Here is a 24341-nt window from a genome sequence, read left to right on the forward strand (position 1 = left end):
AATTCCCTTCACCTTTTACCTTTCACCCTTTACCCTTAACCCATTGTACCTTGTTTATTGCTCATTGTACATTGTATAAAATCCCCAGTTTTTTTAAGGTTTTTGCATAATGGCATTTGAACTGGATTTTATATTTTGGCTGCTCAACCTCCCTAGAATTTATCAACACAGATTTCAAACCGATGACGCTACGTCATGGGATTAACCCCTTTGTCTGTCTGTTAAAACCCATAAAAAGGTTACAAACGGACTGGCCATCCAAAGTCAAACATGTGAAAGCCAATACAGACATTAAAATAGATTGGACGAGAATCCGAAAATCGAAAGAGTAGGATAATTCTAACATTTTAAAAATCAACAAATGTCCAATTATCATAAAACACTTAACCTTATCATTACGCTAGTTCTTTCCATTTGTTTCTCTTGTTCTAACGAGAACGATAATGCAACACATACGGAGACGCAATTACGGTCCGCCTTTTTAAAGGATAAAGATTACCAAACCGTTAAAAGTGAGTATTCCATTTTGGAAAGTTCCATCAAAACCGAGTTGTGGCTTGAAAAGTTGACCCAACTACGCAATCTCAATCTTTCAGAGAGCCACAACAACCTGATTAAAGATCTAATCAATCAGTTACAAGACGAGAAAACTGATGAGGATAAGATCTCTTCAATAGCTGTATCGTTGGCTAAAATTACACCAGAACAGGACTTCTTAATGATGTTTGGAAGTTTGGACGACTATAAGCTTGGTGAGGACGGGTCATTTCATGACAACATTATTTCATTGGACTTACAACACAGTCTAAAAAATTTAGAATCGTACTCCAAAACATTTAAAACCACAAGTTTCAACAAAGCATTGCCCGATTGCAATTGCAGTTGGACGTGTGACTGGTACAACAATGGCTATTCAAACACTAATTGTAATGAAACCACAACCGGCTGTGGGTTTTTGTGGTTACAAAGCTGTGTAGAAAAAGTATAAACCAAAAACTGCCCTCTATTCATTGGGGGCAGTAAAATATTTTATCATGAAAAAAATATTTCTCAAGGTTAAATACCTCCTTGTCCCCCTCACCTACCTATTGGCCGGGGTTCTGTTTTACGGTGATCATTTGTATATGCTGCCCACCACCCTGATCGTTTGTTTTTTGACCGCCTATTATTTGATGGACACCTCAAAAAAATGGCAGTGGTTTTGGGCCTTTGTCCCGCTGTGGTTGTTGATCTTGGTTCCCTCTCTCCTTACTCTGGACTTTAAACGTTCCATCCTCTATTTGTTGGGCATTCCTTTGAGTATGCTTTTTGGTCTTTGGGCCAAAAAGGGATGGTTTGTACCCAAATTGATGGTCATGGTGGTATTGGCGCTTTTTTTGGGAAAATTTGGATATCCGAGTGTGCTGTTGGCCTTAACCGACGATTCCACTTTTCACGACACCAAACCTTTTCCTACCCAATTGGTTTTTGTAGACAAGACCAAAGACACCATTGCATTGGATAAAAAGATTACGGTTTTGGATTTCTGGAACACCGCCTGCAAGCCTTGCTTTGAAAAATTCCCCTACTTTGAAAAGGTGAGTGAGAAATACAACCATCCCGATATTGCCTTTTACTCCGTTAACGTTCCCTTGGAAGACCAAGAATTTGAAGCTCGTACCCAAGTGGAAACCCGGTTGGGTTACTCGTATACCACCCTTTACGCAGAAGACCTAAAAAAAGTGCAGGAGGCGTTGGATTTCAATGCCTACCCCCACCTCATCATTGTACAAGACAGCACCATTATTTACAGCGGTACACTGGTAACCGGAGAAAGCATTTATATCGATAATTTGGACAAGCAACTGGCCAAAATCACCCAAAAATTGGGCCTACACCCCCATTAACCCTTCACCCTTCACCCATTGCAAATTGTTTATTGCTCATTGTACATTGTACAAAACCCCCAGTTTTTTTACGGTTTTCCGTAAGGCCAATTGTTTGGGAATTAGTAATTTGTAAGCACTTCCCCAATCATTGACAAAACCAATTTAGAAAAATAAAGAATGATCAAATACATCGATAATGTGCCATTATGGGTGTATAGGGATGTATTTATGATCCATATAAACTAGTTGCCATTAATTAGAAAATGATAAACTTCGACAACTTATGGGTAGATATTGAATGTCCAAAATGTGGATATCAAGATGAAATACAGTTGATTGATGCTAAAACGGAAAAAACTATCTACTGCCATAATTGTAAAATTCAAATAAGACTTTCCGATAGTGAAGCTTCTGTACACACAGGAATTGACAGTATGACTGACGCTTTGAAAGAACTTGAAAACACATTAAAAAATTTCGGAAAATGAACTACTCAAACCATAATCTAAGAACTGATTTACAAGAATGGAAAAATAGATTATATCGAGCACCATATGGTCAATTCGGTAATCAGCTAAAATATTTACTCAACAATCTTGATACGAACTTACAGATAAAGGGACTTATTCAAGAAACCATAAATAAACATACTTATACTAAAGAAGAATTTGACAAACAGACTGAACGAGAAAGAAGAGGTGTCGATATGGAATTTGAATCCGAAATACATCAAACGGCTTATTGCTACCAATTTCTGAAATACATAATTAAGGAAGCTGGAAATTATAACCTACATAATCTTATCATTTTTTCTCGAAGAGACTTCAACGATACCAAAACAAAAATTGTTGAAGATTATATTTCACCAATAATTTATTATTTACACGATAAGCTTGATAAATCAAACTCAATAATTTACTTGTTAGAAAAGTATAAAAGGCGGACAGAATGGTTTACAAAAAAAGAACTTTTCGACAAGTACCAGACAGCAGACAAAAGCTACGAGCAAATATTAGAAGATGATTTGAGATTATTCCTTTTTGACCAAGGGATAGACTATCCATTTTCCACACCAACTTCTGCTTCTGGAAGAGCTGATATTATAGGAGAAATAGAAACAGATGACCCTTTAGTAGTTGAGATAAAAATTTTCGACAGAGAAAAAGGATACGGAAAAGAAAGAATAAAAGATGGATTTAACCAAATCGTAAAATATGCGAATGACTACAATAAGGACGTTGGTTATTTAGTGATTTTTAATATGGACAAAGCTGAATTGAATTTTAATTTAGCTGATAACAGCAATATTTTTCCCCCATCCATTCAATTTAACAACAAGGTTTTTTACTTCGTAGTTATAAATTCTGCAAACAATCTGACAGCAAGCAAGTCAGGCACAATTCAGGAAATAGAAATTACAGAAAAAGAATTAACAAAAAAATAACTAATGGCAACAATGGCTATAAGTAATTGCTTGTTCTCGCCTACCCTTCGACAACGCTCAGGACAGGCTTCTGAAAATCCTCGCAGATTTTCAGTTTGGTGTGTACTTGCAAAGTTATGTGTTAACCCACGCAACTACTCAAAGCCGAGACCGTTGTGTAGCATTAAAATAAACGTAATATGAAACCAATATTTGACTCAACATTACACGAAATTCTAAATAAAAGATTAGAACAACTTGAAAATCATTTCGCTGCGGATTTTTTATTTTATTACGGCCCAATTACTGATTCTCTTGACAAACCCTTTAGAGATTTAGTAGAAGAATTAAAAGCCGAACCCGACACAAAGGATACTTTGTTTATAGTGCTTAACACACCTGGAGGAAGTGCCGAAACTGTGGAAAGATTAGTTAAAATTACACGGCATCATTATCAGACTGTTAACTTCATAGTCCCAGATGCAGCATATTCAGCTGGAACAATATTTTGCTTGTCTGGAGATGCAATTTTTATGGACTACTCATCTTCTCTTGGACCAATTGACCCACAAGTTTATAATGGAAAAAATTGGGTGCCAGCTTTAGGTTATCTTGACAAAGTAGAAGAACTAATAAATAAGTCAATTGCAGGAACAATTTCGCAAGCAGAGTTAATAATGTTAAGAGAACAAGATTTAGCTATGTTGCGAAGACACGAACAAGCAAGAGATTTAACAATTGCACTTTTAAAAGAATGGTTGGTAAAGTATAAGTTCAAAAATTGGAATACTCACAGTTCGACAGGAAATCCTGTAACATCGCAAGAAAAAGAGGACAGAGCTACAGAAATTGCAAGAGATTTAGGAGACAACAAAATATGGCACTCTCACGGTCGTTCAATAGGTGTTTCAGCACTAACACACATACTAAAGCTCAAAATAGAAGATTATTCAGGAGATGCTGCTTTAACTAAAATAATCAGAGAATATAATGACCTAATTTGCCAATACATTGGACGAAACAACGGAGAAATGTTCTTTCACACTCGAAAATTTATATAAATTTGTAACTATGGAAAATATAGCAAAACTTGTAGAACAAATAGTCGATGAGACTAAAGAGGAAAAAAATAAGTTGGAGCAGATTTCCAAATTTGATGAAACTATTAAAATGTTAGGTGATGTGGAAAAGTCTGAAAAACCTACCTATAGTTTTCCTTTGACAGACACATTGGGTAGACAAACTTATTCTAATTTGAATAGGAAATAACGCTACACAACAACGTATAAACGCAATAGCGGTTTAGGTGCAAACTTGAACCGCTATTTTATTTTAAATAATTATATAAATAATTGAAAATAAACGCTTTCAATCTGCCACTGCGTTTATACAAACCGTTCCTAAAACACCTCCCCACCAATTCAATCGTCTTTACCACCTAACAGCCTAAGATAACATGCCTCAGCTACAGGTAAAAGTTCTTCTCCCAAATGTGTAACCGGGTATACTGTGACCTTATCTAAATATTGCCCATAAATTTTGGCAAACTGGTCCATTTGGGTAGGTGGCACTTCCAAAAGTTCGGCCACTAGCGTCATCAAATCCAAAGTGTATAACCCGCCATCATCCCAACCCATGCGTCGCAATTGTTCCGTAAGCTGGCTGTGTTTTAAATCTTGTTGGATAAGCCGTATCACCACCATTTTGTTGTGCATCCCCAATAAAAGTTATTGTATTACAATATAAAAGTATATCATTTTATATTATTTCACAACATTTTTATGTATTGTATTTTGCTATAGAATTAATGCATCAATTGTAATACGTTACAAATTCCTATTACAAAGTAATAGGTTGGTGTATCATTTTCCGTTATGAACCGTATCAAGGAAGTTTTAAAACAACAGGGCAGGACCCAAACTTGGCTGGCAGAGCAAATCGGCAAAAGCTATGTGGTGGTCACCAATTACTGCAACAACAATACCCAGCCCAGCATTCCCGTACTTCGCGACATTGCTAAAGTACTGGACGTAGATGTTCGCGAACTTTTGGTGCCTACGAAACCCTAAAATTTTGTCCTGTCGAGCGCAGTCGAGACATCGGTGAGAAATCCCAACCTCTAACAGATTTCTCAATCGTCACTGTGTTCCTCATTTCGAAATGACCAACGGAATGTCATTTCGAACCGACTAGAGGGAGTGTGAGAAATCTCAACTGCAATTAGATTTCTCAGTCGTTGCACTCCTTCGAAATGACAACCCAACACCACTTGCAAGAGTAATTGCAAAACTGTATTTTCAACCCAACGCATAACCGCAACTATGAAAAATACCCTTTTGTTGGGCCTTCTTGTTTTTATGGCCCTAAGTACGCTACAAGCGCAACAAACTCCTACCTCTCCAAAACCCATCGACATGAAGATAAACCTACTGGGCTACCGTTTTTTCCAAGATGGAGAACGCCTCAACTGGCGCGAACTGGAAGCGGCCACCGTGGCCGTGGAGGAAGCCAACCAATTGATTAAAAGAGCAAAATCACAACGCACCTTTTCCAATGTTTTGGCCTTTGTGGGCGGTGGTTTTATCGGCGTGCCCTTGGGTCAGCAATCGGCGAACCGTGACCCCAATTGGGAACTGGCCTATATTGGCGGCGCCATTGCTGTTGTTAGTTTCCATTTGTCTTTTAGGGCCTTTAACAACGTCAACAAAGGCGTGGACACCTACAATATGGCCATTGCACCCTCCACCAGTTACCGCTTTCAACCCGAAGTGTTTGTGATCAACAACCAAAACGGGTTTGGGCTTTCGGTGCGGTTTTAGAATGGCACTTTCATTCCCTGTCCTGTCTAGCGCAGTCGAGACATCGGTAAAAAATCCAAACCTCTAACAGATTTCTCAATCGTCACTTGGTGCCTCATATTGAAATGACCAACGGAACGTCATTTCGAACCGACCAGAGGGAGCGTGAGAAATCCCAACCTCAAACAGATTTCTCAATCGTCATTTGGTGCCTCATATCGAAATGACCAACGGAACGTCATTTCGAACCGACTAAAGGGAGCGTGAGAAATCCCAATCTCAAACAGATTTCTCAATCGTCACTGCGTTCCTCATGTCGAAATGACCAATCGAACGTCATTTCGAACCGACCATGAGGAGCGTGAGAAATCTCAAATATAAAGAATCAGATTTCTCGGTCGCTACGCTCCCTTGAAATGACAAACTCGGAACATTCCTAAAATAATTGCTTTTTTCTGTATCCTTTTGGTGGCTATTGGGTCTCCCTTACAAACCTTAAATAATATACCTATGAATACCTGTGTTTGTACCGATTGTAAATGCACCCAATGTGATTGCGGCGATTGCAAGGCTGCCCAATGCAGCTGCACCCAATGCGACTGCCCCGATTGTGCGTGCTGCAACTAAACCCTAAAAGGCCGGCCCAAAGGTTGGCCTTTTTGTACCTTAGTAACATGAACACCCAAGAAATCCATCAAAAATATGGCGACCCATTGTATTTCTTTATCCTGAAACGGGTTCGGGATGAAGCGGTGGCCCATGATGTGTTTCAAAACACTTTTGTAAAGATCCACAACAACCTGGATCAACTTAAAGATCCGCAGAAAGTACGCTCATGGGTCTTTCAAATAGCCCGCAATGAAATTATTGATCTGGTGGCCTCGGAAAGTAAGTTCGTGCCCCAAAAAAGGGAACTTAAGGACAAATCCGATACCCAGGGGATGAGCCCTTGTTGTTTTAATCGGTTTATGGAAGAGCTGCCGCAGAACTACAAACAAACCCTGCAACTGGTTTATGTTCAGGGCAAAAAACAACAAGAGGCCGCCGATGTGCTTGGCTTAAGTTTGGCCAATGTAAAGGCCCATATTCGAAGGGCAAAGGAACTTTTAAAGACCCGTTTTGTTACGTGTTGCCAATACCAATTGGATGCCTCGGGCAAGTTGGTGGGCGAACCGGACTGCGCACATTGTGGGTGAACTTCTTCTCCCTGTTTTTAAAACACTTTCTTTACTGCTTCAATCGTCCGGTCCAAATCAGCATAGCTGAGGGCATCGTTTAATAAAGAGATTTTTCATTCGTTGCACTCCTTCGAAATGACCAAAACAACGTCATTTCGAACCGACCATAGGGAGCGTGAGAAATCCCAACCTCAAACAGATTTCTCAATCGTCACTGCGTTCCTCATGTCGAAATGACCAATCGAACGTCATTTCGAACCGACCAAAGGGAGGGTGAGAAATCTCAACCACAAATAGATTTCTCAATCGTCACTGCGTTCCTCATGTCGAAATGACCAATCGAACGTCATTTCGAACCGACCGAAGGGAGCGTGAGAAATCTACACCATCTCATTGTTCAAAAATTCCCAGTTAGGGTTAAAGTTGGAAATCAACCTATCTTTCTTTTCCCTTCTCCATTTCTTGAGTTCCTTTTCTCGGGCTATGGCCATTTCAATGGAATCAAACCGTTCATAGTACACCAGATGAATACAATTGTACCGCCCAGCAAATGATTTCTTGGCGTTTTGACTATCGAATTGGTGTTGGGAAAGTCTGTCTTGAATATTATTGGTCACCCCAATGTACAGCACACTTTTATTTTGGTTGGTTGTGATGTAAACAAAATAAGGCGATAACATAATTTGAAAGTGTTAGATTTCTCAGTCGCTACGCTTCTTCGAAATGACCAAAACAACGTCATTTCGAACCGACCAGAGGGAGTATGAGAAATCTCAACCACAAATAGATTTCTCAGTCGCTACGCTCCTTCGAAATGACATCGACCATTAGAAAACTTTCCCCACGGCCTCAATGGTCTTATCCAAATCGGCATAGCTGAGAGCATCGCTTAAAAAGTAGCTTTCAAAGGCCGAAGGGGGCAAATACACCCCATTGTCCAACATCCCGTGGAAGTATTTCTTAAACATATCGTTGTTGCCCTTGGCCGCACTGGAAAAATCCACCACGGGCTCGTCCGTAAAGTGCACGGAAATCATACTGCCAAAACGGTTGATCTGGTGGGTCACCCCTTTTTCCGTCAATACTTCGGCAATCCCCTTGTGCAAGTATTCGGTTTTTTCCGCCAAGCTGGTAAACACTTCGGGGCGGTTGTACAGTTCAGTGAGCATAGCCAGTCCGGCACTCATGGCCAAGGGGTTACCACTCAAGGTACCCGCTTGGTACACGGGGCCTTCCGGTGCCAAATGCGCCATGATCTCGGCTCGGGCCGCAAATGCCCCCACGGGCAGTCCGCCCCCGATCACTTTTCCGAACATCACAATATCGGCGTTCACGCCCAAGGCTTCCTGTGCGCCTCCTCTGCCCAAACGGAAGCCGGTCATCACCTCATCGAACAACAACAAAATGCCCTCGCGGGTGCAGATGTCGCGTAGCCCTTCCACAAAACCGTCTTGGGGCACAATGCAGCCCATGTTGCCCGCTACGGGCTCCAAAATAATCGCCGCGATCTCGCCTTGGTTGGCGTCCACCAAGGCCTGTACACTGCCCAGGTCGTTGTAAGTGGCCAATAAGGTGTCCTTGGCCGTGCCTTGGGTGACCCCGGGACTGTTGGGACTGCCAAAGGTAACGGCCCCGCTCCCCGCCTGTATCAAAAACGAGTCGGAGTGGCCGTGGTAGCAGCCCGCAAATTTGATGATCTTGTCCTTGCCCGTGTACCCGCGCGCGAGGCGCACCGCACTCATACAGGCTTCGGTACCACTGTTCACAAAGCGGATCTTGTCGATGTTCGGCACCATGGAAACCGCCAATTGGGCCAGTTCGGTCTCAATTTCGGTGGGCATCCCGAAGGAAGTGCCCTTTTTGGCCTTTTCCACCACGGCGTTGATCACGGGTTCGTAGGCATGACCCAAGATCAGCGGCCCCCACGAGGCAATGTAATCGATGAGTTGGTTGCCATCCACATCGTAGAGGTAGGCACCCTTGGCCTCCTTTACAAAAATGGGGTCGCCCCCTACCGCTTTAAACGCCCGAACGGGTGAGTTTACGCCTCCTGGAATGTATTTTTTGGCCTCTGCGAACAAGGCACTGCTGCGTTGGTAGATCATAGTACGTATTGTATCCTGTCATTCCCGCGAAGGCGGGAATCTATTTTTTGTTATGGATTCCGCATCGTGCTTCGACTACGCTCAGCAGCCGTGCGGAATGACAATTGAGCCGCAAAGGTACGTATCCTGCTAATTCCTTGGAAGTGGTTTTTTGTCACTTCGAGTGGGTTCCTGAGCGGGTTCCTGAGCGGAGTCGAAGGAAAAGCGAGAAGGGCTGATGGTGAAAACCAGTTCTCGATACACCTTGATCCCTAGATCAAGCCACTCGAACTGACCACTTTTTTTGAAAATATTCGCAATGAATTTAGACCCCTCGACTGCGCTCAGAATGATAAAAAGAAACTACTGTGCCCTTCGGATGTTAAGTACCTGCCCAATGGAAATGATATTGTCTTCCAAGTTGTTGAGGCGCTTGATCTCGTCCACCGAAACATCGTACTTACGGGAAATGGCATAAAGGGTCTCCCCCTGCTCCACGGTATGCGTGGTGACTTCGTAGGTCTTGGGTTCCCGAACCATGGAAAGGCCACTGTCCACGACGGCCTCATCGTATTGGTGCAGGTTGTAGCGCTCAATCAGGGCAATCAACTTTTGGGGGTACTTTTTATCGGTGGCATAGCCCGCCTCCCGAAGTCCGTGCGCCCATTTTTTATAATCGTCCCGACGGTAATTGAACAAAAAGGCATAGCGCGACCGAGTGGATAAAAAGATACTGTGGTCGCGAAAGCTGTACATGGGGTGGTTGTATTTTCGGAAACATTCGCCCTTGGCGTCGTCGTCATGAAAATCGAATTCGCCCTCCCAACCCGTATGACATTTGATCCCGAAATGGTTGTTGGTTTTCAGGGTGAGTTCCCCGCGCCCGGAACCGCTTTCCAAAATACCCTGCGCCAAGGTAATACTGGCCGGAATGCCAAAGGCACGCATTTCGTACTGGGCAATCTCGGCAAAGGTTTTGATGTATTCTTCGGTATCGGTTATGGGGAAACGTTCAAAACGGCCCGTATCCTCGGGCATGGGAAACAGATCAGGGTTCTCGCTATCGGTGTTGGTCGACACAGTGGGTCGATTTTCCGATCGGGAGATTTCGGGACCCCCATTCCGTTGGGTACTTCTTCGTTTTTTGGCACCACAGCCGGTGAGCAAAAGGGCCACCAAAATTGCATATCCTACTCGTTTGATCATACGTCCAAAAGCGGTAAATTTTTCTTTTTCAGTACCAGATTCATCCCCTGAATGCCCTGTAATCCGCCGGTATGGATGGCCAAGATTTTGGTATTTTGGGGGAAAACGTCCTGATTTACAAGGTCAAAAATACCAAAAAGGAGCTTTCCTGTGTAAATTGGATCCAAAGGAATTTTAGTTTGCGCTTTAAAATGGTTGATGAAGTCCACCAATTCGCGGTCCACTTTGGCATAGCCGCCAAAATGATAATCGGTGACCAACCGCCAATTCTCTCGCGTGGTCCATCGGCTGATTTCTTCCGTTAAAAAATCCCCTTTCAGTGCTGGAAATCCCCACACCTGCTGATGGGGTTGGGCCGAATTGATGAGTCCAGCCACCGTGCCGCCCGTGCCTACTGTACAGCAAATATTATCGAATTGGGCGTCGGCGTCGGTCACAATTTCTTCGCAACCTTGCACGGCCAAGGCATTGGTGCCGCCTTCTGGGACCAGATAAAAATTGCCAAATCGGTCCTTCAAGTGATGCAGGAAATCCAGTTCATTTTTCAATCGGTAATCGCTTCGGGACACAAAATGGAACTGCATCCCATGTTCGTGGGCCAGTTTTAGGGTAGGATTGTCTTGCCAGGTATTTGCCAATTCGTCCCCGCGGATTACCCCAATAGTGTTGAAGCCTTGTTCGTGACCCACACAAGCCATGACCGCAATATGGTTGGAAAAGGCCCCACCAAAGGTGAGCAGTGTTCGCTGCCCCAATTTTTGGGCTTCCAGCAGGTTGTATTTCAGCTTGCGGTATTTGTTGCCCGAGATCAACGGATGGATGGTATCTTCCCGTTTGATATGGAGCGTTACGCCCTTTTCTCGTAGTAAGGGCACATCAATATGCTGATTGGGGGTGTTCAAAGTGAATGCTTATCGCGTCAGGTACTGCAAAAAACCAAACCGTTTCCGTTTGGAAAGATACTGCATATCCCGCTCATTGGCATAGGCCTCGCGTTCAAAACTGATGTTCTGATAGGCTCGGTAGCTGTCCAGATACATGGCGGTACGCAACAGCCATTCCGAAAAATAAAGGATGTAGAAAGGAACAAGTAACAGTTCCCGCTGCTGCCGAAGATGGATGCGCTCGTGGTTGATGAGCACGTCATCGGTGCGCAGGGCACCTTCCTTCAGGATGATGAAGGGCCAAAGGGAAAGGCCCACATAATTTTTATAAAAGAAATGTTTAAAAATGAGTATCACTTAAAAACTATCATCGGTTTCCTACAAATATAACCGCCCAAAGTATTCCATACGGCATTGCCCCGATAATTCGATCAACAATTTCGGTGAATAACCCAATGTTGCCAAAATCTTAAAACGCTGGCAACATGTTCGGGAAAGCCGTAACTTTAGGTTGCGAAACGGGTGAATAGATGAAAGAACGCATTCCCTTGGAAGAGGGGGATTATTACTTTTCGGAAGAGGGATATCGGGTATTTACGGAGCAATACCTCCTAAAACGGGGGTACTGCTGCGAAAGCGGTTGCCGCCATTGTCCGTACGGATACAACGCAAAGACCAATTCGCGGAGCTGAACACCCTATTCGGCACAATATTTGTGCATTTTTTAGTGAAATCTCAAGAATTTAAAAAAAGTACTATGAAAAGTTTAAAACGTTTTGCACTCGCCGCCTTCTCACTTGGCCTGTTGGTGTCCTGCAGCACCGTATCGGTCGTTTCCGACTACGACAAACAAGCCGACTTCAACGAATATAAAAGCTATGCTTTTTACAAAACAGGCATCGATAAGGCCCAAATTTCGGATCTGGACAAAAAACGGATCTTGCGTGCCATCGAAACCGAATTGACTGCACGGGGTTTTGTAAAATCGGACAACCCCGATGTATTGATCAGCATTTTCACCAAAGAACGCGAGCGTGTGGATGTCTACAACAACTCCGGTTGGGGTTGGGGCGGCTTCTATAACCCTTGGGTCTGGGGTCCCGGTTGGGGCTGGGGCTGGGGTGGCAACAATGTGAGCACCCGTACCGAAGGATCGCTGTACATTGACGTGATCGATGCCAGCCGAAAAGAATTGGTTTGGCAAGGTCGTGGTGTGGGTACCTTGAGCAACACCAAGAACATTGAAAAAAAAGAGGAACGTATCAAGGAATTTGTTTCCCAAATCCTGAAGGAATATCCCCCACAAACGGCAGTGGCAGTCAACTAAAAAATAAGCCGCCCAATAGGGCGGTTTTTTATTGCGCTTTGGCCAATTCTTCGTATTTACGATATCGATTTCGTATCTTTATGTGCCTAAAAAATTGCATTCATGAGTTACGAATCCAATCCTATTCTGGATAAACTGCCCAAGCATTTAAAACAGTTCATCAAACCGCAAAACTATGAGGAATATACCGCCATCAACCAAGCGGTATGGCGTTATGTGATGCGTAAAAACGTGGACTACCTCAGCCAAGTGGCACACAGCTCCTATGTGGAAGGATTGCAAAAAACGGGTATCTCCATCGACCATATCCCCAACATGTACGGTATGAACCGTATTTTGAAGGAAATCGGTTGGGCAGCCGTGGCCGTGGATGGTTTTATTCCCCCATCGGCCTTTATGGAATTTCAGGCGTACAACGTACTGGTGATCGCATCCGATATCCGCCAGTTGGAAAATATTGAGTACACCCCTGCGCCGGACATCATTCATGAAGGGGCCGGGCATGCACCCATCATCGCCAATCCGGAATATGCCGAATACCTGCGAAGGTTCGGGGAAATCGGCTGCAAGGCCATTTCCAGCGCCAAGGATTACGAGCTGTACGATGCGGTGCGTCACCTCTCCATCATCAAGGAAGCCAACGGCACGCCCCAAGAAGAAATCGAAAAAGCGGAAAAACATATCGAATACCTACAAGAAAACATGGGGGAACCCAGTGAAATGGCCCTGATTCGAAACCTGCACTGGTGGACCGTGGAATATGGGTTGATCGGCACCGTGGACCACCCCAAAATTTATGGGGCCGGATTGCTTTCCTCCATAGGGGAAAGTGCCTGGTGCATGACGGACCAAGTAAAAAAACTGCCCTATTCCATTGAAGCGGCCCACACTGAGTTCGACATCACCAAACCACAACCACAGCTCTTCGTGACCCCGGACTTTGCCTTTTTGAGCCAGGTGTTGGAGGATTTTGCCAATACCATGGCATTGCGTACCGGTGGACTTTCCAGCGTTAAAAAATTGATTGCCTCCCAGGCCTTGGGCACCTTGGAATTGAGCACGGGACTCCAGATTTCTGGGCACTTCCACAACGTGATCGAACATGAGGGGAAACCCATCTATATCCAGACCAAAGGACCAACCGCATTGGCCTACCGCGACAAGGAATTGGTAGGACACAGCACGGCCTACCATGCCGAAGGTTTTGGTTCGCCCATTGGCAAATTGAAGGGTATCAACATCGCCATTGAGGACATGTATCCCCGCGACCTGAAGGCCTATAACATTTACGAAGGGGAACAGGTTTCTCTCGAATTTGAAGGTGGCGTGAAAGTGGAAGGAACCATCATCACCGGAACCCGCAACCTGATGGGAAAGATCATCCTGATCACCTTCAAGGATTGTACGGTAACGCATAATGGCGAAGTCCTATTCCAACCGGAATGGGGCCTCTATGATATGGCCGTGGGACAAAAGGTGGTATCGGGCTACAACGGTCCTGCAGACCTGAACAGTTTTAACCTGATCACGCACCAACTGACCGAGACCACCATTAAACCCAAAGAGGACCCCAGAAGGACCCAATTGGAGCAATATTATCAACAAATCCGTGAGTATCGGGAAGGGACCAATACCACCATTTCCCGCAACAAGGTGTTCCAAGCCATAAAACAGGAATACCCCGAAGATTGGTTGTTATCGGTGGAACTGTACGAATTGGCCAAAAAAAGCAATGACCACGATTTTCAAGCGGAAATTTTGGCGCATTTGGAGCAGGTTAAACGTAACAACCCGAAGGTCGGTCATTTGATAGATGATGGCATAGCCTTGGTGGATGCCCCTTTGGTAAGCTAAAAACCCAGCTCCGCACCATTGGTGGGTGTAGGCTTGATCTGTGGCACCTCAGCCTTCGTGACAGGATAATAGGCGAATTCCATTTTCTCTCCATTGCGGAGGACACCCAATTCCACTTGATGGTCGATGCTGCCTTGCCATATACTACGGGAAAACACCGAATCGCCCACCTTAAGGCCTGCTTCCCAAGCGGCACTGCCCTCCACCACATTTTTAATGGCTTTGCGGTCTTCGGTAAATTCAAAGCCCAGTTGATAGATATCGTTCATGGGGCTATACTCCCATCCCAATTCGTCAAACAATCCATACAGGTCGAGGGGCACTCCATCCACAATGTGTTTTTGGAAAAACGCTTCAAAATCACCTTTCCAAAAAGGTTCCATAACTTGGATGAAATAGGCATGATCTACTTTCTGGCCTTTGGTGGCATCCGCATAGATTTGGTGCATCACATCGTCCAAGCTTTGCTTCCCCTTGGAATTTTTTTGCAAGGTCTGATCTAGATAAAAGGCAAAAAGCGCTCCGCGCCAATAGGGCAATTTCGAATAATCGGGATTGGTCCAGAAATTATCGTAGTTGATCTCTGCATTCGGTGCCGTCATCACCGGCGAACCATACAGGTCGCGTATGGTACGGTTAATCTCGTTGATGAAAAAATCCGACCCTAATCCGTTGATGTGGTTCTTGGCGATATTTTTAAAAGTGTAATATTCCGTAAATCCCTCGCTGAACCAGTACTGTTCCTCTTCGTTGGCCGTGGTGATGGTATGTCCGATCCAATTGTGCATCAGCTCGTGGTTGAAAAGGTACACCATCTGTTCAATATCGGTCATATCGTTGTTGGAAACTGTTGTGGCAAATGAATTGGTAAGCCCGGTACCCTGAAAACTACTGCCCATTTCTTGCGGGAACGGCTGCATGGTCACGGTAAAATAGGTTTGGGAATGGTCGTCCCAAAAATTGCGTTGGTAGGTGAGTGTTTGCTCCAACACCTTAAACACATCCTCTTCTTTGAAGGGAACCCAATCCCCACGGGTGGCCAGACTGATCTTGTTCCCGTTGATCTCTCCTTCCAACACCCGAAAATCGCCCCCTACGAAAATGGCGCTGCCAAATTTTTCCTTGTCCATGTCCTTCAACAGCTGTTTTCGTTCGCCACTGCCAAAACTGTTGTGAATGGTATACGTTTCTGGAAACTCGGACCAATCCATACCTATGGAAATGTGATCCTCCGAATGCTCGGGCAACATGAACATATTATGGGAAAACACATGGAAATACGTGTTGTTGATCACAGGGCGGTATACGTTGCGTGTGGAAATATCCCCTTCAATATCCTGTTTCAAATAATATTGAAACTCCAGTTCCTTAGTGTCTTTGGGGTACACTAAAATAATACGGCTACTGTCCGTATCTTTTTCCACAACGCCTTCCACATTCAACAACTGCATCTCGCCCAAGGTGTGGTATAGATCGGTTTCGCCCCAAGCTTCGTTCGGAAACGATAGACTTGTGGTTCCACTCGGGTCTGCCTTCAGGCGCATGGTAATCTGTAATTGGGGAATGCTGTCCACCATGGCAGGTGCTATGGTATAGCAAACATCGGCATTTCGTTTGGGGGCACAGGAAAATAGAAAAGTGCCTAAAAGGACGATTAGTAGTGCTCTTTTAAACATTGGTTCGTTGATTGATGTACTATAAAGACGCACAAAAACGAAAAATGTGACAACTTAATCCAAAAATATATCCAATTCTTCCATATTTTGGACCACGGTGCCGTCAAAAACCAAGGTCCATCCCATCGTATGGGTTAGCACCAAAATGCGTGAAAGTTCGCTTACCAAGCGGTTTTCGGCATTGGAACGCAAGGAGGAGGTCTCTACTTTTTTGAGCAAGGAGGCTTTTACATTTTTTTTGATGTTGTTATAATCCTGTGCACTGAAGGGATTGAAATAATCAGCGGTCACATCGTAGTATTCAAAATCGGGGTTAATCTTGATTTCCGGTTCCGGGACATTCGTAATGGTGATGGTTTTGGTGGCTTCATCCACCTGATATTGAATTTGGGAAAGGTCGTAGGCAACGGTCGCTTCGGCATTCACGACCACCAAAGCCTTTTTGTCGGCCGTGAGCATGGTCCCGAAAAGTTCCCGTGAATCCTTATAATTGTACACTTCTACAAAATGGCCTTCGGTAACAATCAATTTGGAGACATTTTTCAGTTCTTGCTGAATGAGCATGGAGTTTTCTTCCAGAATGGATTGCTTTTCCCGTTCATCTGCACAGGACCGAAAGATCAAAACTGTGGACAGGGCAATGACGGCCCCGAAGAGTACTTTCTTCATTTATTCGAATTTCATGAACGGATACCTTTCTTGAAGATACGTAATTTTTGACCGAAGCGATGTTTTGAATTTTTCATGGGCCTCCGAACCCGGATTGAATGGCCGATGCATCAGCCCTTTTTGAACCGCTTCCACCTCATCCATTATGGGGTAACTGTCGGACGAAATCCACACGTTTTTGAACCTTTCCCAGATATACTCCACTGCCAATGCATTGGGGTGCACCATGTCCCTTTCGTAAAAACGATAATCACGGAGTTCGTCCATTAAGATTTCATAGGATGGAAAATAGTGAAGATCTTCCTCCAGCCTGCCCGTCCGGCTGGCGGGCGCTCGAGAAGACAACATTTGGTGAATTGCAGCAATCAAATGGGCCTTACTTTGTTGGTTTTCCACAAATCCATCTTTAAGGTGCCTTACCGGCGAAACCGTAAAAATAATTTGAGCCTTTGGATTTGCCTTTTGCACCATGTCCACCATGTTGTTCAAACTGGTGGTCACTGTTTCAACGGACAACAGTTTTTTATGAAATTCTTTTTGGGGCACCTTATGGCAGTTGGCCACCATTTTTTTTGTAGCAACATGCTCGTATACCCATGCTGTACCGAACGTAAAAATGATGTGGGAAGCATTCTCCAAACCTTGGCGCGCTAACCGTAACCTTTGGTTAAGAAGCTCCACTTCCAGTTTTTGGTCGTCGGAGCGCACATCGGAATGGGCATCAAAACAACGCCAAATGCCTTCTTGCTCAAAAACTTCGTCCGGCTGGAACCGTTGGTTTTGTAGGGAGCGTTGTACCAAGTTTTCCAGCGCCAACGGATGGAACAGGATACCAAACGGGTTTTGGATAGTTCTGAATTTGAAATAATCCAACTTGTTCCCGATGTTCTCCGAAAAGCAGGATCCCAACAACAACACCTCACTTTCATAATCGATGGGATGATTGGCTGCGTTCAGTGGAAGTTGGGTCTGTAGTTCCATTACGCAATGTATTCCTTCACCTTGGAGAGCGCCTCGGGAATACCTGCTGGATTTTTACCCCCTGCGGTTGCAAAGAAGGGTTGACCCCCTCCACCCCCTTGGATGTATTTGCCCAATTCACGGACAATGGTACCGGCATTCAAACCTTTGGAAGCCACCAACTCCTTGGAAATGTAACAAGAAAGCAAGGCCTTGCCTTCATTTTCCGAGCCCAAAAGCAAGAAGAGATTGTCGACTTGACCCCCCATTTCAAAGGAAAGATCTTTGATTCCGGCAGCATCCAAATCGACCTGCTTGGCCAAAAATTGCACCCCATTGATTTCCTCCAGTTCGGCGATCAATTCGTTTTTAAGGTCTTTGGCCTTATCCTTGAGCAACTGCTCTACCTGCTTTTTCAGGGCGTTGTTCTCCTCCTGCAAACCGGCAACCGCTTTTACAGGGTCTTGGGCGTTGTGCAACAGGTCCTTGATCTCGAACAACATGCGGTTGTTGTTGAAATAGAAATCTTTTACCGCATCGGAAGTGATGGCTTCGATCCTACGAACACCAGCAGCTACGGCGCCTTCCGAAACGATCTTGAAATGCCAGATGTCGGCTGTATTTTTTACGTGGGTTCCCCCACACAATTCGATGGAGTGACCAAAGCGAATTGTACGAACGGTATCTCCGTATTTTTCCCCAAACAGGGCCATAGCTCCTTGTTCCATAGCTTCCTTGATGGGCACATTTCGGTTTTCCTGCAAGGGCAATTGTCCATCAATACGGGCGTTCACAAAGTTTTCCACCTTGCGTAGTTCCTCCACCGAAAGTTTGGCAAAATGTGAAAAGTCGAAACGCAGGTATTTGGAATGTACGGCAGACCCTTTTTGCTCCACATGGGGACCGAGCACCTCGCGAAGTGCTTGGTGCAACAAGTGGGTCGCAGTATGGTTGCACGCGGTTCTCCACCGTTGTTTTTTATCGACCACGGCCTTAAAGGTCTCGTTTACATTGGCCGGCAACGAGTCTGCAAAGTGTACAATTTCGTTGTTCTCCCTTTTGGTATCGACAATATAAGTGACATCGCCATTGGGTGCTTCCAAGTAACCTTTATCGCCCACTTGTCCACCTCCCTCGGCATAAAATGGAGTCAGGTTAAAAACCATCTGGTACTGGTCTCCTTCTTTCTTGCTGGTCACTTTTCGGTATTTCACCAATTTTACTTGCGTTTCCAGGTTATCATACCCAATAAATTCCTGTTCGGAATCTTTCTGCAAAATGGTCCAATCATCTTTGGAAACCTCAGAAGCAGCCCTAGATCGGTCTTTTTGTGCTTTCAGGGCCTTATCAAACCCTTCCACATCCAGTTGATAGCCTTTCTCCTCCAAAATAAGGGCGGTCAAATCAATGGGAAAACCGAAAGTATCATACAGTTCAAAAGCTTTTTCGCCTTCCACGGTTTTGTTCTTGGCAGATTTGATCACCGAATCCAACAACACCAATCCTTGTTCCAACGTACTGAGGAATGAGCTTTCCTCCTCCTTGATCACGTTCTCGATCAATTGGCGTTGGTCCTTCAATTCAGGGAACGCCTTACCCATTTGCTCGCCCAACACCTTCACCAAACGGTAAATAAAGGGTTGGTTGGTGCCCAAAAAGGTAAACCCGTACCGAATGGCACGTCGTAAAATCCTTCGAATCACATAACCGGCCCCTGTGTTGCTTGGCAATTGTCCATCTGCAATGGAAAAGGCCACCGCTCGAATATGGTCGGCCACCACACGAATGGCAATATCAATTTTTTCATCCTTGCCATATTTTTTTCCGGTGATCACCTCGATCTCTCTGATCAACGGGGTGAAGACATCGGTATCGTAGTTGGACTGCACACCTTGGAGCACCATGCAGAGACGTTCAAAACCCATTCCGGTGTCGATATGCTTTTCGGGCAGGGGTTCCAAACTACCGTTTGCCTTTCGGTTGAACTGCATAAAGACCAGGTTCCATATTTCCACTACCTGCGGATGGTCCTGGTTCACCAAGGAGGCACCGGGCACCTTTGCCTTTTCTTCTTTGGAACGTATATCCACATGGATTTCGGAACAGGGCCCACAAGGTCCCTGATCGCCCATCTCCCAAAAATTGTCCTTTTTATTGCCCAGAATGATGCGTTCTTCGGGCACGATGGCCTTCCAAAGATCGAAGGCTTCCTGATCCATGGCGAGTCCATCATCATCGCTGCCCTCGAACACCGAAACGTACAAACTTTCCTTGTCGATTTTATAGACTTCGGTAAGCAATTCCCAGGCCCAGGCAATGGCTTCCTTTTTAAAATAATCGCCAATACTCCAGTTGCCCAACATTTCGAACATGGTATGGTGGTAGGTATCCTTGCCCACTTCTTCCAAGTCGTTGTGCTTGCCGCTTACACGGAGACATTTTTGGGTATCGGCCAACCGCTTGTGTTTGGCCACGGTATTTCCCAAGAAATATTCCTTGAACTGGTTCATACCGGCGTTGGTGAACATCAAGGTGGGATCGTCCTTGATCACCATGGGTGCCGAGGGAACGATCTTATGGTCCTTTGCTTTGAAAAAGTTTAAAAACTGTGCTCTAACTTCTTGGGATGTCATTGAATTCCTAGGGTTTTCTTAAATTTAACACTTTAAGCAAAACAATTTTTATATTTGCTTGTTTTGATAAAAAGAGTGAGCAAAAATAGGATAAAATCCATTCATGTCTAAAGTTAAGTACTATTACGACCCGGATACGCTTTCCTATCGAAAGATCGAGCCGAAGAAATCCAAAAGATACCGAAACATCGTCCTTTTTGTTTTGGCTTCCGCCCTGTTCGGTTTCTTGGGTCTCATCATTCTTTTGAACACCCGATGGGTAAATACCCCCAAGGAACTTTCCTTGGAACGCGAAGTGCGCAATTACGAACTTCAGTTCGACATCCTGAACCGGAAGATGGATCAAATGGAGCAGGTATTGACGAACATTGAAGATCGTGACAACAATATCTACCGCTTATATTTTGAAGCCAATCCCATTCCCGAAGAACAACGAAGGGCAGGTTTTGGGGGTATCAACCGATACAAATCCCTGGAAGGCTTCAACAATTCCGAAATTATCATCGACGCCACCAAGCGTTTGGACATTATTCAAAAACAAATGGTGATCCAGTCCAAATCGTTGGATGAAATCGCAAAGTTGGCAGAGGAAAAAGAAAAATTATTGGCGGCCATTCCTGCCATTCAACCGGTAAGCAACGAAGACCTCACCCGCATGGCCTCCGGTTATGGCTGGCGTTCCGACCCCTTTACCAAAGCACGAAAAATGCACTGGGGGATGGACTTTACCGCACCAAGGGGCACACCGATCTACGCATCGGGCGACGGCCAAATCGTGCGTGCGGACAATAGATCCTCAGGTTATGGAAAACACATTCGGATCGATCATGGTTATGGGTACATTTCGTTATATGCACACTTGAGCAAGTACAACGTTACCGTGGGCCAAAAAGTAAAGCGTGGCGATTTGATCGGTTTTGTGGGCAACACCGGACGATCGGAAGCACCCCACGTGCACTACGAGATCTTTAAGGATGGGGAGCGGATCAACCCCATTAACTTCTACTACGGAAGTTTGACGGCAGAGGAGTTTGAAAACATGCTCAAACATGCCAATCAAGAAAACCAATCCTTGGATTAATGCACATCGACCTTCCCGAAAAACGGTATTATGGCATTGGCGAAGTGGCCAAAGCTTTTGGGGTAAACACCTCCCTGATTCGTTTTTGGGAAAAAGAATTTGACGTGCTTCAACCCAAAAAAAATGCCAAGGGCAACCGCAAATTCACCCCAGAGGACATTAAGAACCTCCAATTGATCTATCACTTGGTGAAGGAAAGGGGATTTACCTTGGATGGCGCCAAAACCCATCTCAAGGAAGAAAAACAGAAAGCATTATCCAACTTTGAGGTGATTGAAAAACTGCAAAAAGTAAGAGCAGAACTCTTGAAAATCAAAGAACAACTATAAACACTAAAACCATACGAAAATGAAAAAAGGCATCATCGCCATCGTGGTAATACTGGGGTTGGCCGCTTTGCTTGTCGGCTGGTACATCAGCACCAATAATAAATTGGTTGATATGAAGGGACAGGCTACCAAACAATGGGCCAATGTGGAAAGCTCTTACCAACGTCGGAGTGATCTTATCGGCAATTTGGTAAAAACGGTACAAGGAGCCGCCGATTTTGAGAGACAGACCCTATCGGAAGTCATTGAGGCCAGGGCCAAAGCCACCTCGACCACCATTGACGCCAACAACATTACACCGGAACAATTGGCCGAATTCCAACAGGCACAAAACGGACTTTCCTCCGCCTTGTCCAGATTGTTGGTCACTGTGGAGCGATATCCCGATTTAAAGGCGAATCAAAACTTTTTGGAATTGCAATCCCAATTGGAAGGTACCGAAAACCGCATCAATGTGGAACGAAATCGGTTCAATGACCTGGCTGGGGAATACAACATCAAGATCAAACAGATACCTACGAACTTCGTAGCGAACTTTGCCAACTTTGAGCCCATGGCTTTGTTCAGTTCCAATCCAGGAGCAGAAAACGCGCCAGAGGTAGATTTCGAATTCAACTAAGCCATGTCGCACGTAGAGGACTTTTTGACCGCTGAAGAGGAACAGGAGATCATCGACGCCATTGTGGAAGCCGAGAAGAATACCAGTGGTGAAATCCGTGTGCACATTGAGGCCACCACCAAAATTGACCATTTTTCCCGAGCACAGCAGTTGTTCCACTTTTTAAAGATGGACAACACCAAAGAAGGCAATGGGGTGCTGATCTATGTGGCCGTGGACGACAAAAAGTTTGTGATCTATGGTGATACCGGTATCGACAAAGTAGTGCCCAAGGGATTCTGGGAATCTACCAAAAATGTGATGGCCTCCCATTTTCAAAAAGGAAATTTTAAACAAGGTGTTGTGGAAGGAGTATTGCTTGCTGGCAAGGAACTCGAAGCCCATTTTCCATGGAACCATAACGACACCAATGAGTTGACCGATGCCATATCCAAAGGGTAGTTTCATACTCGCTTTTTTATGTGTATCCCTAGCATGGGGTCAATTCACCATACCCAAAAAACCCAGTGTTGAAACAAGTGTCTACGACTATGTGGACCTACTTTCCAATACCCAAAAACGAAATCTGGAACAAAAACTGATCCGGTATTCCGACAGCACCTCTACCCAAATTGTGGTGGCCATAATCAGCTCCACCAAAGGTGAAGACATTACTTATCTGGGTGCCCAATGGGGTCAGGCCTGGGGTATCGGGCAAGCGGACAAGGACAATGGCATTCTGATTTTGCTGGCCACTGACGACAGGCGTATTGCCATCAACAACGGCTATGGTGTTGAAGGTTCCCTTACCGATCTTATGTCCAAGCGCATTATTGAACGGGTCATTATCCCCGAATTTAAAAAAGGGGATTACTATGCCGGACTCGATAAGGGTTCCGATGCCATTTTTCAGGTGTTGAACGGAGAGTTTACCGAAGACCGGAGTTTTGGCAATGGCACGCGTTTTCCTTTTGAAGGCTTATTCCCGTTGATCATCTTTATTGTTATCCTGATCATTTTACTGAACAGAAAAAATAAAGGAAACGGTGGGCGTGGTGGTCGAAGAGGAAAAGGCCTGGACATTTGGGACATGATCATCTTGAGCAATATGGGCCGCAGTTCCGGTTCCTCGGGCGGTTTTGGCAGCGGTGGTTTTGGTGGAGGCGGATTCAGTGGTGGCTTCGGCGGTGGCGGATTTGGTGGCGGCGGTGCCTCGGGTGGTTGGTAGCTTTCAAGCCAACAAAGCAACCCATTTTAGCTATTCCCATCTATATCAAAAAGATACGCTATGCTAAAAAAATGGTCGCTCCTTTTATGTGCGCTTGTTCTTGTGGCTTGTACCGATTCCAAACATGATCCTGAAGATTGTGCTGCTGTTTTATGTATGGCTGCCTCCGACACCCTCATTTTGTACTTTTATGATACCACTGAAAGTAGTAACCGTTTGGATGACGAGACCATCGATGCAACCACTATCGAAATTCGGGATGGAAACAATGCCATCGTGGATTATACCGTTGAAGGACCTACCAATTTGGGCAAGTATATTGCAGTTGCCGTACCTGCCAAACCCTATGGCCCCAAACAATTGAACATCACTTTTGAAGGCGGTGAACCGTTCACCATCAGTTTTACCACGTCCTTATCCGATGATTCTGAATGCTGCGGGCCCTATACCGCGCTGGATGACATTGAAGCCACCGTTTATACCTTAAAACCTACGGTTGCGAACTTGCTTCCCTTAAACCTGACCTTATTAATCGATTAAGTGCG

Annotated in this window: 27 protein-coding genes; 17 read left to right on the forward strand and 10 right to left on the reverse strand. The window is 44.8% G+C overall.

From position 1 onward, the window contains the following. The first annotated feature begins 361 nt into the window (after window positions 1–361). The 5 genes from EO131_RS01155 (at window position 362) to EO131_RS01180 (ending at window position 4560) form a co-directional block, all read left to right on the forward strand. Window positions 362–988 carry a bacteriocin fulvocin C-related protein gene (locus EO131_RS01155; RefSeq protein ID WP_127018516.1) on the forward strand — a complete coding sequence of 209 codons (627 nt, stop codon included), beginning with the start codon at window positions 362–364 and terminating at the stop codon, window positions 986–988. A 46-nt stretch (window positions 989–1034) separates the two neighbouring features. Then, window positions 1035–1886 (forward strand): TlpA family protein disulfide reductase, encoded by an 852-nt coding sequence (locus tag EO131_RS01160; protein WP_127018517.1) that lies wholly within the window; start codon window positions 1035–1037, stop codon window positions 1884–1886. A gap of 466 nt (window positions 1887–2352) precedes the next feature. Then, complete coding sequence (locus EO131_RS01170; RefSeq protein ID WP_127018519.1) at window positions 2353–3312, forward strand: hypothetical protein; 960 nt, start codon at window positions 2353–2355, stop codon at window positions 3310–3312. 179 nt (window positions 3313–3491) lie between these two features. Further along, entirely contained in the window at window positions 3492–4352 is an 861-nt protein-coding gene (locus EO131_RS01175; RefSeq protein WP_127018520.1) for an SDH family Clp fold serine proteinase, read from the forward strand. Between the two features lie 10 nt (window positions 4353–4362). Then, entirely contained in the window at window positions 4363–4560 is a 198-nt protein-coding gene (locus tag EO131_RS01180) for a hypothetical protein (RefSeq protein ID WP_127018521.1), read from the forward strand. 152 nt (window positions 4561–4712) lie between these two features. Here EO131_RS01180 and EO131_RS01185 read toward each other — a convergent pair whose 3' ends face one another. Continuing rightward, window positions 4713–5006, reverse strand: coding sequence for a hypothetical protein (locus tag EO131_RS01185; RefSeq protein ID WP_127018522.1), 294 nt, complete (start codon window positions 5004–5006; stop codon window positions 4713–4715). 159 nt (window positions 5007–5165) lie between these two features. Between EO131_RS01185 and EO131_RS01190 the strand changes: the two genes are divergently transcribed. From EO131_RS01190 to EO131_RS01200, 3 genes are all read left to right on the forward strand, one after another. Then, on the forward strand, window positions 5166–5360 hold the full coding sequence (locus EO131_RS01190; protein ID WP_127018523.1) for a helix-turn-helix transcriptional regulator: 195 nt from the start codon (window positions 5166–5168) through the stop codon (window positions 5358–5360). A gap of 252 nt (window positions 5361–5612) precedes the next feature. Then, window positions 5613–6110, forward strand: coding sequence for a hypothetical protein (locus EO131_RS01195; protein ID WP_127018524.1), 498 nt, complete (start codon window positions 5613–5615; stop codon window positions 6108–6110). A 653-nt stretch (window positions 6111–6763) separates the two neighbouring features. Further along, window positions 6764–7285 (forward strand): sigma-70 family RNA polymerase sigma factor, encoded by a 522-nt coding sequence (locus EO131_RS01200; RefSeq protein ID WP_164731582.1) that lies wholly within the window; start codon window positions 6764–6766, stop codon window positions 7283–7285. Between the two features lie 362 nt (window positions 7286–7647). On the opposite strand, the gene EO131_RS01205 is transcribed toward EO131_RS01200, so the two are convergent. The 5 genes from EO131_RS01205 to EO131_RS01225 all read right to left on the reverse strand — a co-directional run bounded on the left by EO131_RS01205 (window position 7648) and on the right by EO131_RS01225 (window position 11798). Further along, complete coding sequence (locus EO131_RS01205) at window positions 7648–7947, reverse strand: GIY-YIG nuclease family protein (RefSeq protein WP_127018526.1); 300 nt, start codon at window positions 7945–7947, stop codon at window positions 7648–7650. Window positions 7948–8094: 147 nt separating this feature from the next. Beyond that, window positions 8095–9372: a glutamate-1-semialdehyde 2,1-aminomutase gene (gene hemL / locus EO131_RS01210; RefSeq protein WP_127018527.1), complete on the reverse strand. Its 1278-nt coding sequence runs from the start codon at window positions 9370–9372 to the stop codon at window positions 8095–8097. Between the two features lie 342 nt (window positions 9373–9714). Further along, window positions 9715–10557 carry a glucosaminidase domain-containing protein gene (locus EO131_RS01215; protein ID WP_127018528.1) on the reverse strand — a complete coding sequence of 281 codons (843 nt, stop codon included), beginning with the start codon at window positions 10555–10557 and terminating at the stop codon, window positions 9715–9717. Beyond that, window positions 10554–11459 carry a 1-aminocyclopropane-1-carboxylate deaminase/D-cysteine desulfhydrase gene (locus EO131_RS01220; protein ID WP_127018529.1) on the reverse strand — a complete coding sequence of 302 codons (906 nt, stop codon included), beginning with the start codon at window positions 11457–11459 and terminating at the stop codon, window positions 10554–10556. The genes EO131_RS01215 and EO131_RS01220 overlap by 4 nt, the downstream gene beginning before the upstream one ends. Window positions 11460–11468: 9 nt before the next feature. Beyond that, window positions 11469–11798 (reverse strand): hypothetical protein, encoded by a 330-nt coding sequence (locus tag EO131_RS01225; protein WP_127018530.1) that lies wholly within the window; start codon window positions 11796–11798, stop codon window positions 11469–11471. Between the two features lie 173 nt (window positions 11799–11971). On the opposite strand from EO131_RS01225, the gene EO131_RS17065 reads away from it, so the two are divergent. The 3 genes from EO131_RS17065 to EO131_RS01235 all read left to right on the forward strand — a co-directional run bounded on the left by EO131_RS17065 (window position 11972) and on the right by EO131_RS01235 (window position 14622). Next, a complete protein-coding gene (locus EO131_RS17065) occupies window positions 11972–12133 on the forward strand; it encodes a DUF5522 domain-containing protein (protein WP_164731583.1) in 162 nt (53 codons plus the stop codon). A gap of 65 nt (window positions 12134–12198) precedes the next feature. Continuing rightward, entirely contained in the window at window positions 12199–12768 is a 570-nt protein-coding gene (locus EO131_RS01230; RefSeq protein ID WP_127018531.1) for a DUF4136 domain-containing protein, read from the forward strand. 102 nt (window positions 12769–12870) lie between these two features. Next, on the forward strand, window positions 12871–14622 hold the full coding sequence (locus EO131_RS01235; protein ID WP_127018532.1) for an aromatic amino acid hydroxylase: 1752 nt from the start codon (window positions 12871–12873) through the stop codon (window positions 14620–14622). Here the strand turns inward: EO131_RS01235 and EO131_RS01240 are convergent. From EO131_RS01240 to alaS, 4 genes are read right to left on the reverse strand one after another with little or no spacing between them, the layout of a single operon-like run. Further along, a complete protein-coding gene (locus tag EO131_RS01240) occupies window positions 14619–16298 on the reverse strand; it encodes a M1 family aminopeptidase (RefSeq protein ID WP_127018533.1) in 1680 nt (559 codons plus the stop codon). The genes EO131_RS01235 and EO131_RS01240 overlap by 4 nt on opposite strands. A gap of 54 nt (window positions 16299–16352) precedes the next feature. Continuing rightward, on the reverse strand, window positions 16353–16967 hold the full coding sequence (locus EO131_RS01245) for a DUF4230 domain-containing protein (RefSeq protein ID WP_127018534.1): 615 nt from the start codon (window positions 16965–16967) through the stop codon (window positions 16353–16355). Continuing rightward, window positions 16968–17948, reverse strand: a complete 981-nt coding sequence (locus EO131_RS01250; RefSeq protein ID WP_127018535.1) for a GSCFA domain-containing protein — start codon at window positions 17946–17948, stop codon at window positions 16968–16970. It abuts the gene before it with no gap. Beyond that, the gene (alaS, locus tag EO131_RS01255) at window positions 17948–20560 is read right to left on the reverse strand and encodes an alanine--tRNA ligase (protein WP_127018536.1); all 2613 of its coding nucleotides are present in this window, start codon (window positions 20558–20560) and stop codon (window positions 17948–17950) included. Before alaS ends, EO131_RS01250 begins: the two co-directional genes overlap by 1 nt. Window positions 20561–20663: 103 nt before the next feature. On the opposite strand from alaS, the gene EO131_RS01260 reads away from it, so the two are divergent. Genes EO131_RS01260 through EO131_RS01285 form a run of 6 tightly spaced genes read left to right on the forward strand, consistent with a single transcriptional unit; the run spans window position 20664 to window position 24336 of the window. After that, window positions 20664–21641, forward strand: a complete 978-nt coding sequence (locus EO131_RS01260) for a M23 family metallopeptidase (protein WP_127018537.1) — start codon at window positions 20664–20666, stop codon at window positions 21639–21641. After that, a complete protein-coding gene (locus tag EO131_RS01265) occupies window positions 21641–21970 on the forward strand; it encodes a MerR family transcriptional regulator (RefSeq protein WP_127018538.1) in 330 nt (109 codons plus the stop codon). The genes EO131_RS01260 and EO131_RS01265 overlap by 1 nt, the downstream gene beginning before the upstream one ends. A 19-nt stretch (window positions 21971–21989) precedes the next feature. After that, window positions 21990–22589, forward strand: a complete 600-nt coding sequence (locus EO131_RS01270; protein ID WP_127018539.1) for a LemA family protein — start codon at window positions 21990–21992, stop codon at window positions 22587–22589. Between the two features lie 3 nt (window positions 22590–22592). Continuing rightward, window positions 22593–23030 (forward strand): TPM domain-containing protein, encoded by a 438-nt coding sequence (locus tag EO131_RS01275; RefSeq protein ID WP_127018540.1) that lies wholly within the window; start codon window positions 22593–22595, stop codon window positions 23028–23030. Further along, window positions 23011–23796 carry a TPM domain-containing protein gene (locus tag EO131_RS01280; RefSeq protein WP_127018541.1) on the forward strand — a complete coding sequence of 262 codons (786 nt, stop codon included), beginning with the start codon at window positions 23011–23013 and terminating at the stop codon, window positions 23794–23796. Before EO131_RS01275 ends, EO131_RS01280 begins: the two co-directional genes overlap by 20 nt. Window positions 23797–23856: 60 nt before the next feature. After that, the gene (locus EO131_RS01285) at window positions 23857–24336 is read left to right on the forward strand and encodes a hypothetical protein (protein WP_127018542.1); all 480 of its coding nucleotides are present in this window, start codon (window positions 23857–23859) and stop codon (window positions 24334–24336) included. Window positions 24337–24341 lie beyond the last annotated feature (5 nt).

The sequence above is a fragment of the Flagellimonas beolgyonensis genome (assembly GCF_003992615.1).
GTDB classification, from domain to species: Bacteria; Bacteroidota; Bacteroidia; order Flavobacteriales; family Flavobacteriaceae; genus Flagellimonas; species Flagellimonas beolgyonensis.

What these genes read in the sequence shown, in the direction of transcription:
- EO131_RS01155 (WP_127018516.1), top strand. Translation starts at nt 362, where the DNA reads ATGTCCAATTATCATAAAACACTTAACCTTATCATTACGCTAGTTCTT.
- EO131_RS01160 (WP_127018517.1), top strand. Translation starts at nt 1,035, where the DNA reads ATGAAAAAAATATTTCTCAAGGTTAAATACCTCCTTGTCCCCCTCACC.
- EO131_RS01170 (WP_127018519.1), top strand. Translation starts at nt 2,353, where the DNA reads ATGAACTACTCAAACCATAATCTAAGAACTGATTTACAAGAATGGAAA.
- EO131_RS01175 (WP_127018520.1), top strand. Translation starts at nt 3,492, where the DNA reads ATGAAACCAATATTTGACTCAACATTACACGAAATTCTAAATAAAAGA.
- EO131_RS01180 (WP_127018521.1), top strand. Translation starts at nt 4,363, where the DNA reads ATGGAAAATATAGCAAAACTTGTAGAACAAATAGTCGATGAGACTAAA.
- EO131_RS01185 (WP_127018522.1), bottom strand. Translation starts at nt 5,006, where the DNA reads ATGCACAACAAAATGGTGGTGATACGGCTTATCCAACAAGATTTAAAA.
- EO131_RS01190 (WP_127018523.1), top strand. Translation starts at nt 5,166, where the DNA reads ATGAACCGTATCAAGGAAGTTTTAAAACAACAGGGCAGGACCCAAACT.
- EO131_RS01195 (WP_127018524.1), top strand. Translation starts at nt 5,613, where the DNA reads ATGAAAAATACCCTTTTGTTGGGCCTTCTTGTTTTTATGGCCCTAAGT.
- EO131_RS01200 (WP_164731582.1), top strand. Translation starts at nt 6,764, where the DNA reads ATGAACACCCAAGAAATCCATCAAAAATATGGCGACCCATTGTATTTC.
- EO131_RS01205 (WP_127018526.1), bottom strand. Translation starts at nt 7,947, where the DNA reads ATGTTATCGCCTTATTTTGTTTACATCACAACCAACCAAAATAAAAGT.
- hemL (WP_127018527.1), bottom strand. Translation starts at nt 9,372, where the DNA reads ATGATCTACCAACGCAGCAGTGCCTTGTTCGCAGAGGCCAAAAAATAC.
- EO131_RS01215 (WP_127018528.1), bottom strand. Translation starts at nt 10,557, where the DNA reads ATGATCAAACGAGTAGGATATGCAATTTTGGTGGCCCTTTTGCTCACC.
- EO131_RS17065 (WP_164731583.1), top strand. Translation starts at nt 11,972, where the DNA reads ATGAAAGAACGCATTCCCTTGGAAGAGGGGGATTATTACTTTTCGGAA.
- EO131_RS01230 (WP_127018531.1), top strand. Translation starts at nt 12,199, where the DNA reads ATGAAAAGTTTAAAACGTTTTGCACTCGCCGCCTTCTCACTTGGCCTG.
- EO131_RS01235 (WP_127018532.1), top strand. Translation starts at nt 12,871, where the DNA reads ATGAGTTACGAATCCAATCCTATTCTGGATAAACTGCCCAAGCATTTA.
- EO131_RS01240 (WP_127018533.1), bottom strand. Translation starts at nt 16,298, where the DNA reads ATGTTTAAAAGAGCACTACTAATCGTCCTTTTAGGCACTTTTCTATTT.
- EO131_RS01245 (WP_127018534.1), bottom strand. Translation starts at nt 16,967, where the DNA reads ATGAAGAAAGTACTCTTCGGGGCCGTCATTGCCCTGTCCACAGTTTTG.
- EO131_RS01250 (WP_127018535.1), bottom strand. Translation starts at nt 17,948, where the DNA reads ATGGAACTACAGACCCAACTTCCACTGAACGCAGCCAATCATCCCATC.
- alaS (WP_127018536.1), bottom strand. Translation starts at nt 20,560, where the DNA reads ATGACATCCCAAGAAGTTAGAGCACAGTTTTTAAACTTTTTCAAAGCA.
- EO131_RS01260 (WP_127018537.1), top strand. Translation starts at nt 20,664, where the DNA reads ATGTCTAAAGTTAAGTACTATTACGACCCGGATACGCTTTCCTATCGA.
- EO131_RS01265 (WP_127018538.1), top strand. Translation starts at nt 21,641, where the DNA reads ATGCACATCGACCTTCCCGAAAAACGGTATTATGGCATTGGCGAAGTG.
- EO131_RS01270 (WP_127018539.1), top strand. Translation starts at nt 21,990, where the DNA reads ATGAAAAAAGGCATCATCGCCATCGTGGTAATACTGGGGTTGGCCGCT.
- EO131_RS01275 (WP_127018540.1), top strand. Translation starts at nt 22,593, where the DNA reads ATGTCGCACGTAGAGGACTTTTTGACCGCTGAAGAGGAACAGGAGATC.
- EO131_RS01280 (WP_127018541.1), top strand. Translation starts at nt 23,011, where the DNA reads ATGCCATATCCAAAGGGTAGTTTCATACTCGCTTTTTTATGTGTATCC.
- EO131_RS01285 (WP_127018542.1), top strand. Translation starts at nt 23,857, where the DNA reads ATGCTAAAAAAATGGTCGCTCCTTTTATGTGCGCTTGTTCTTGTGGCT.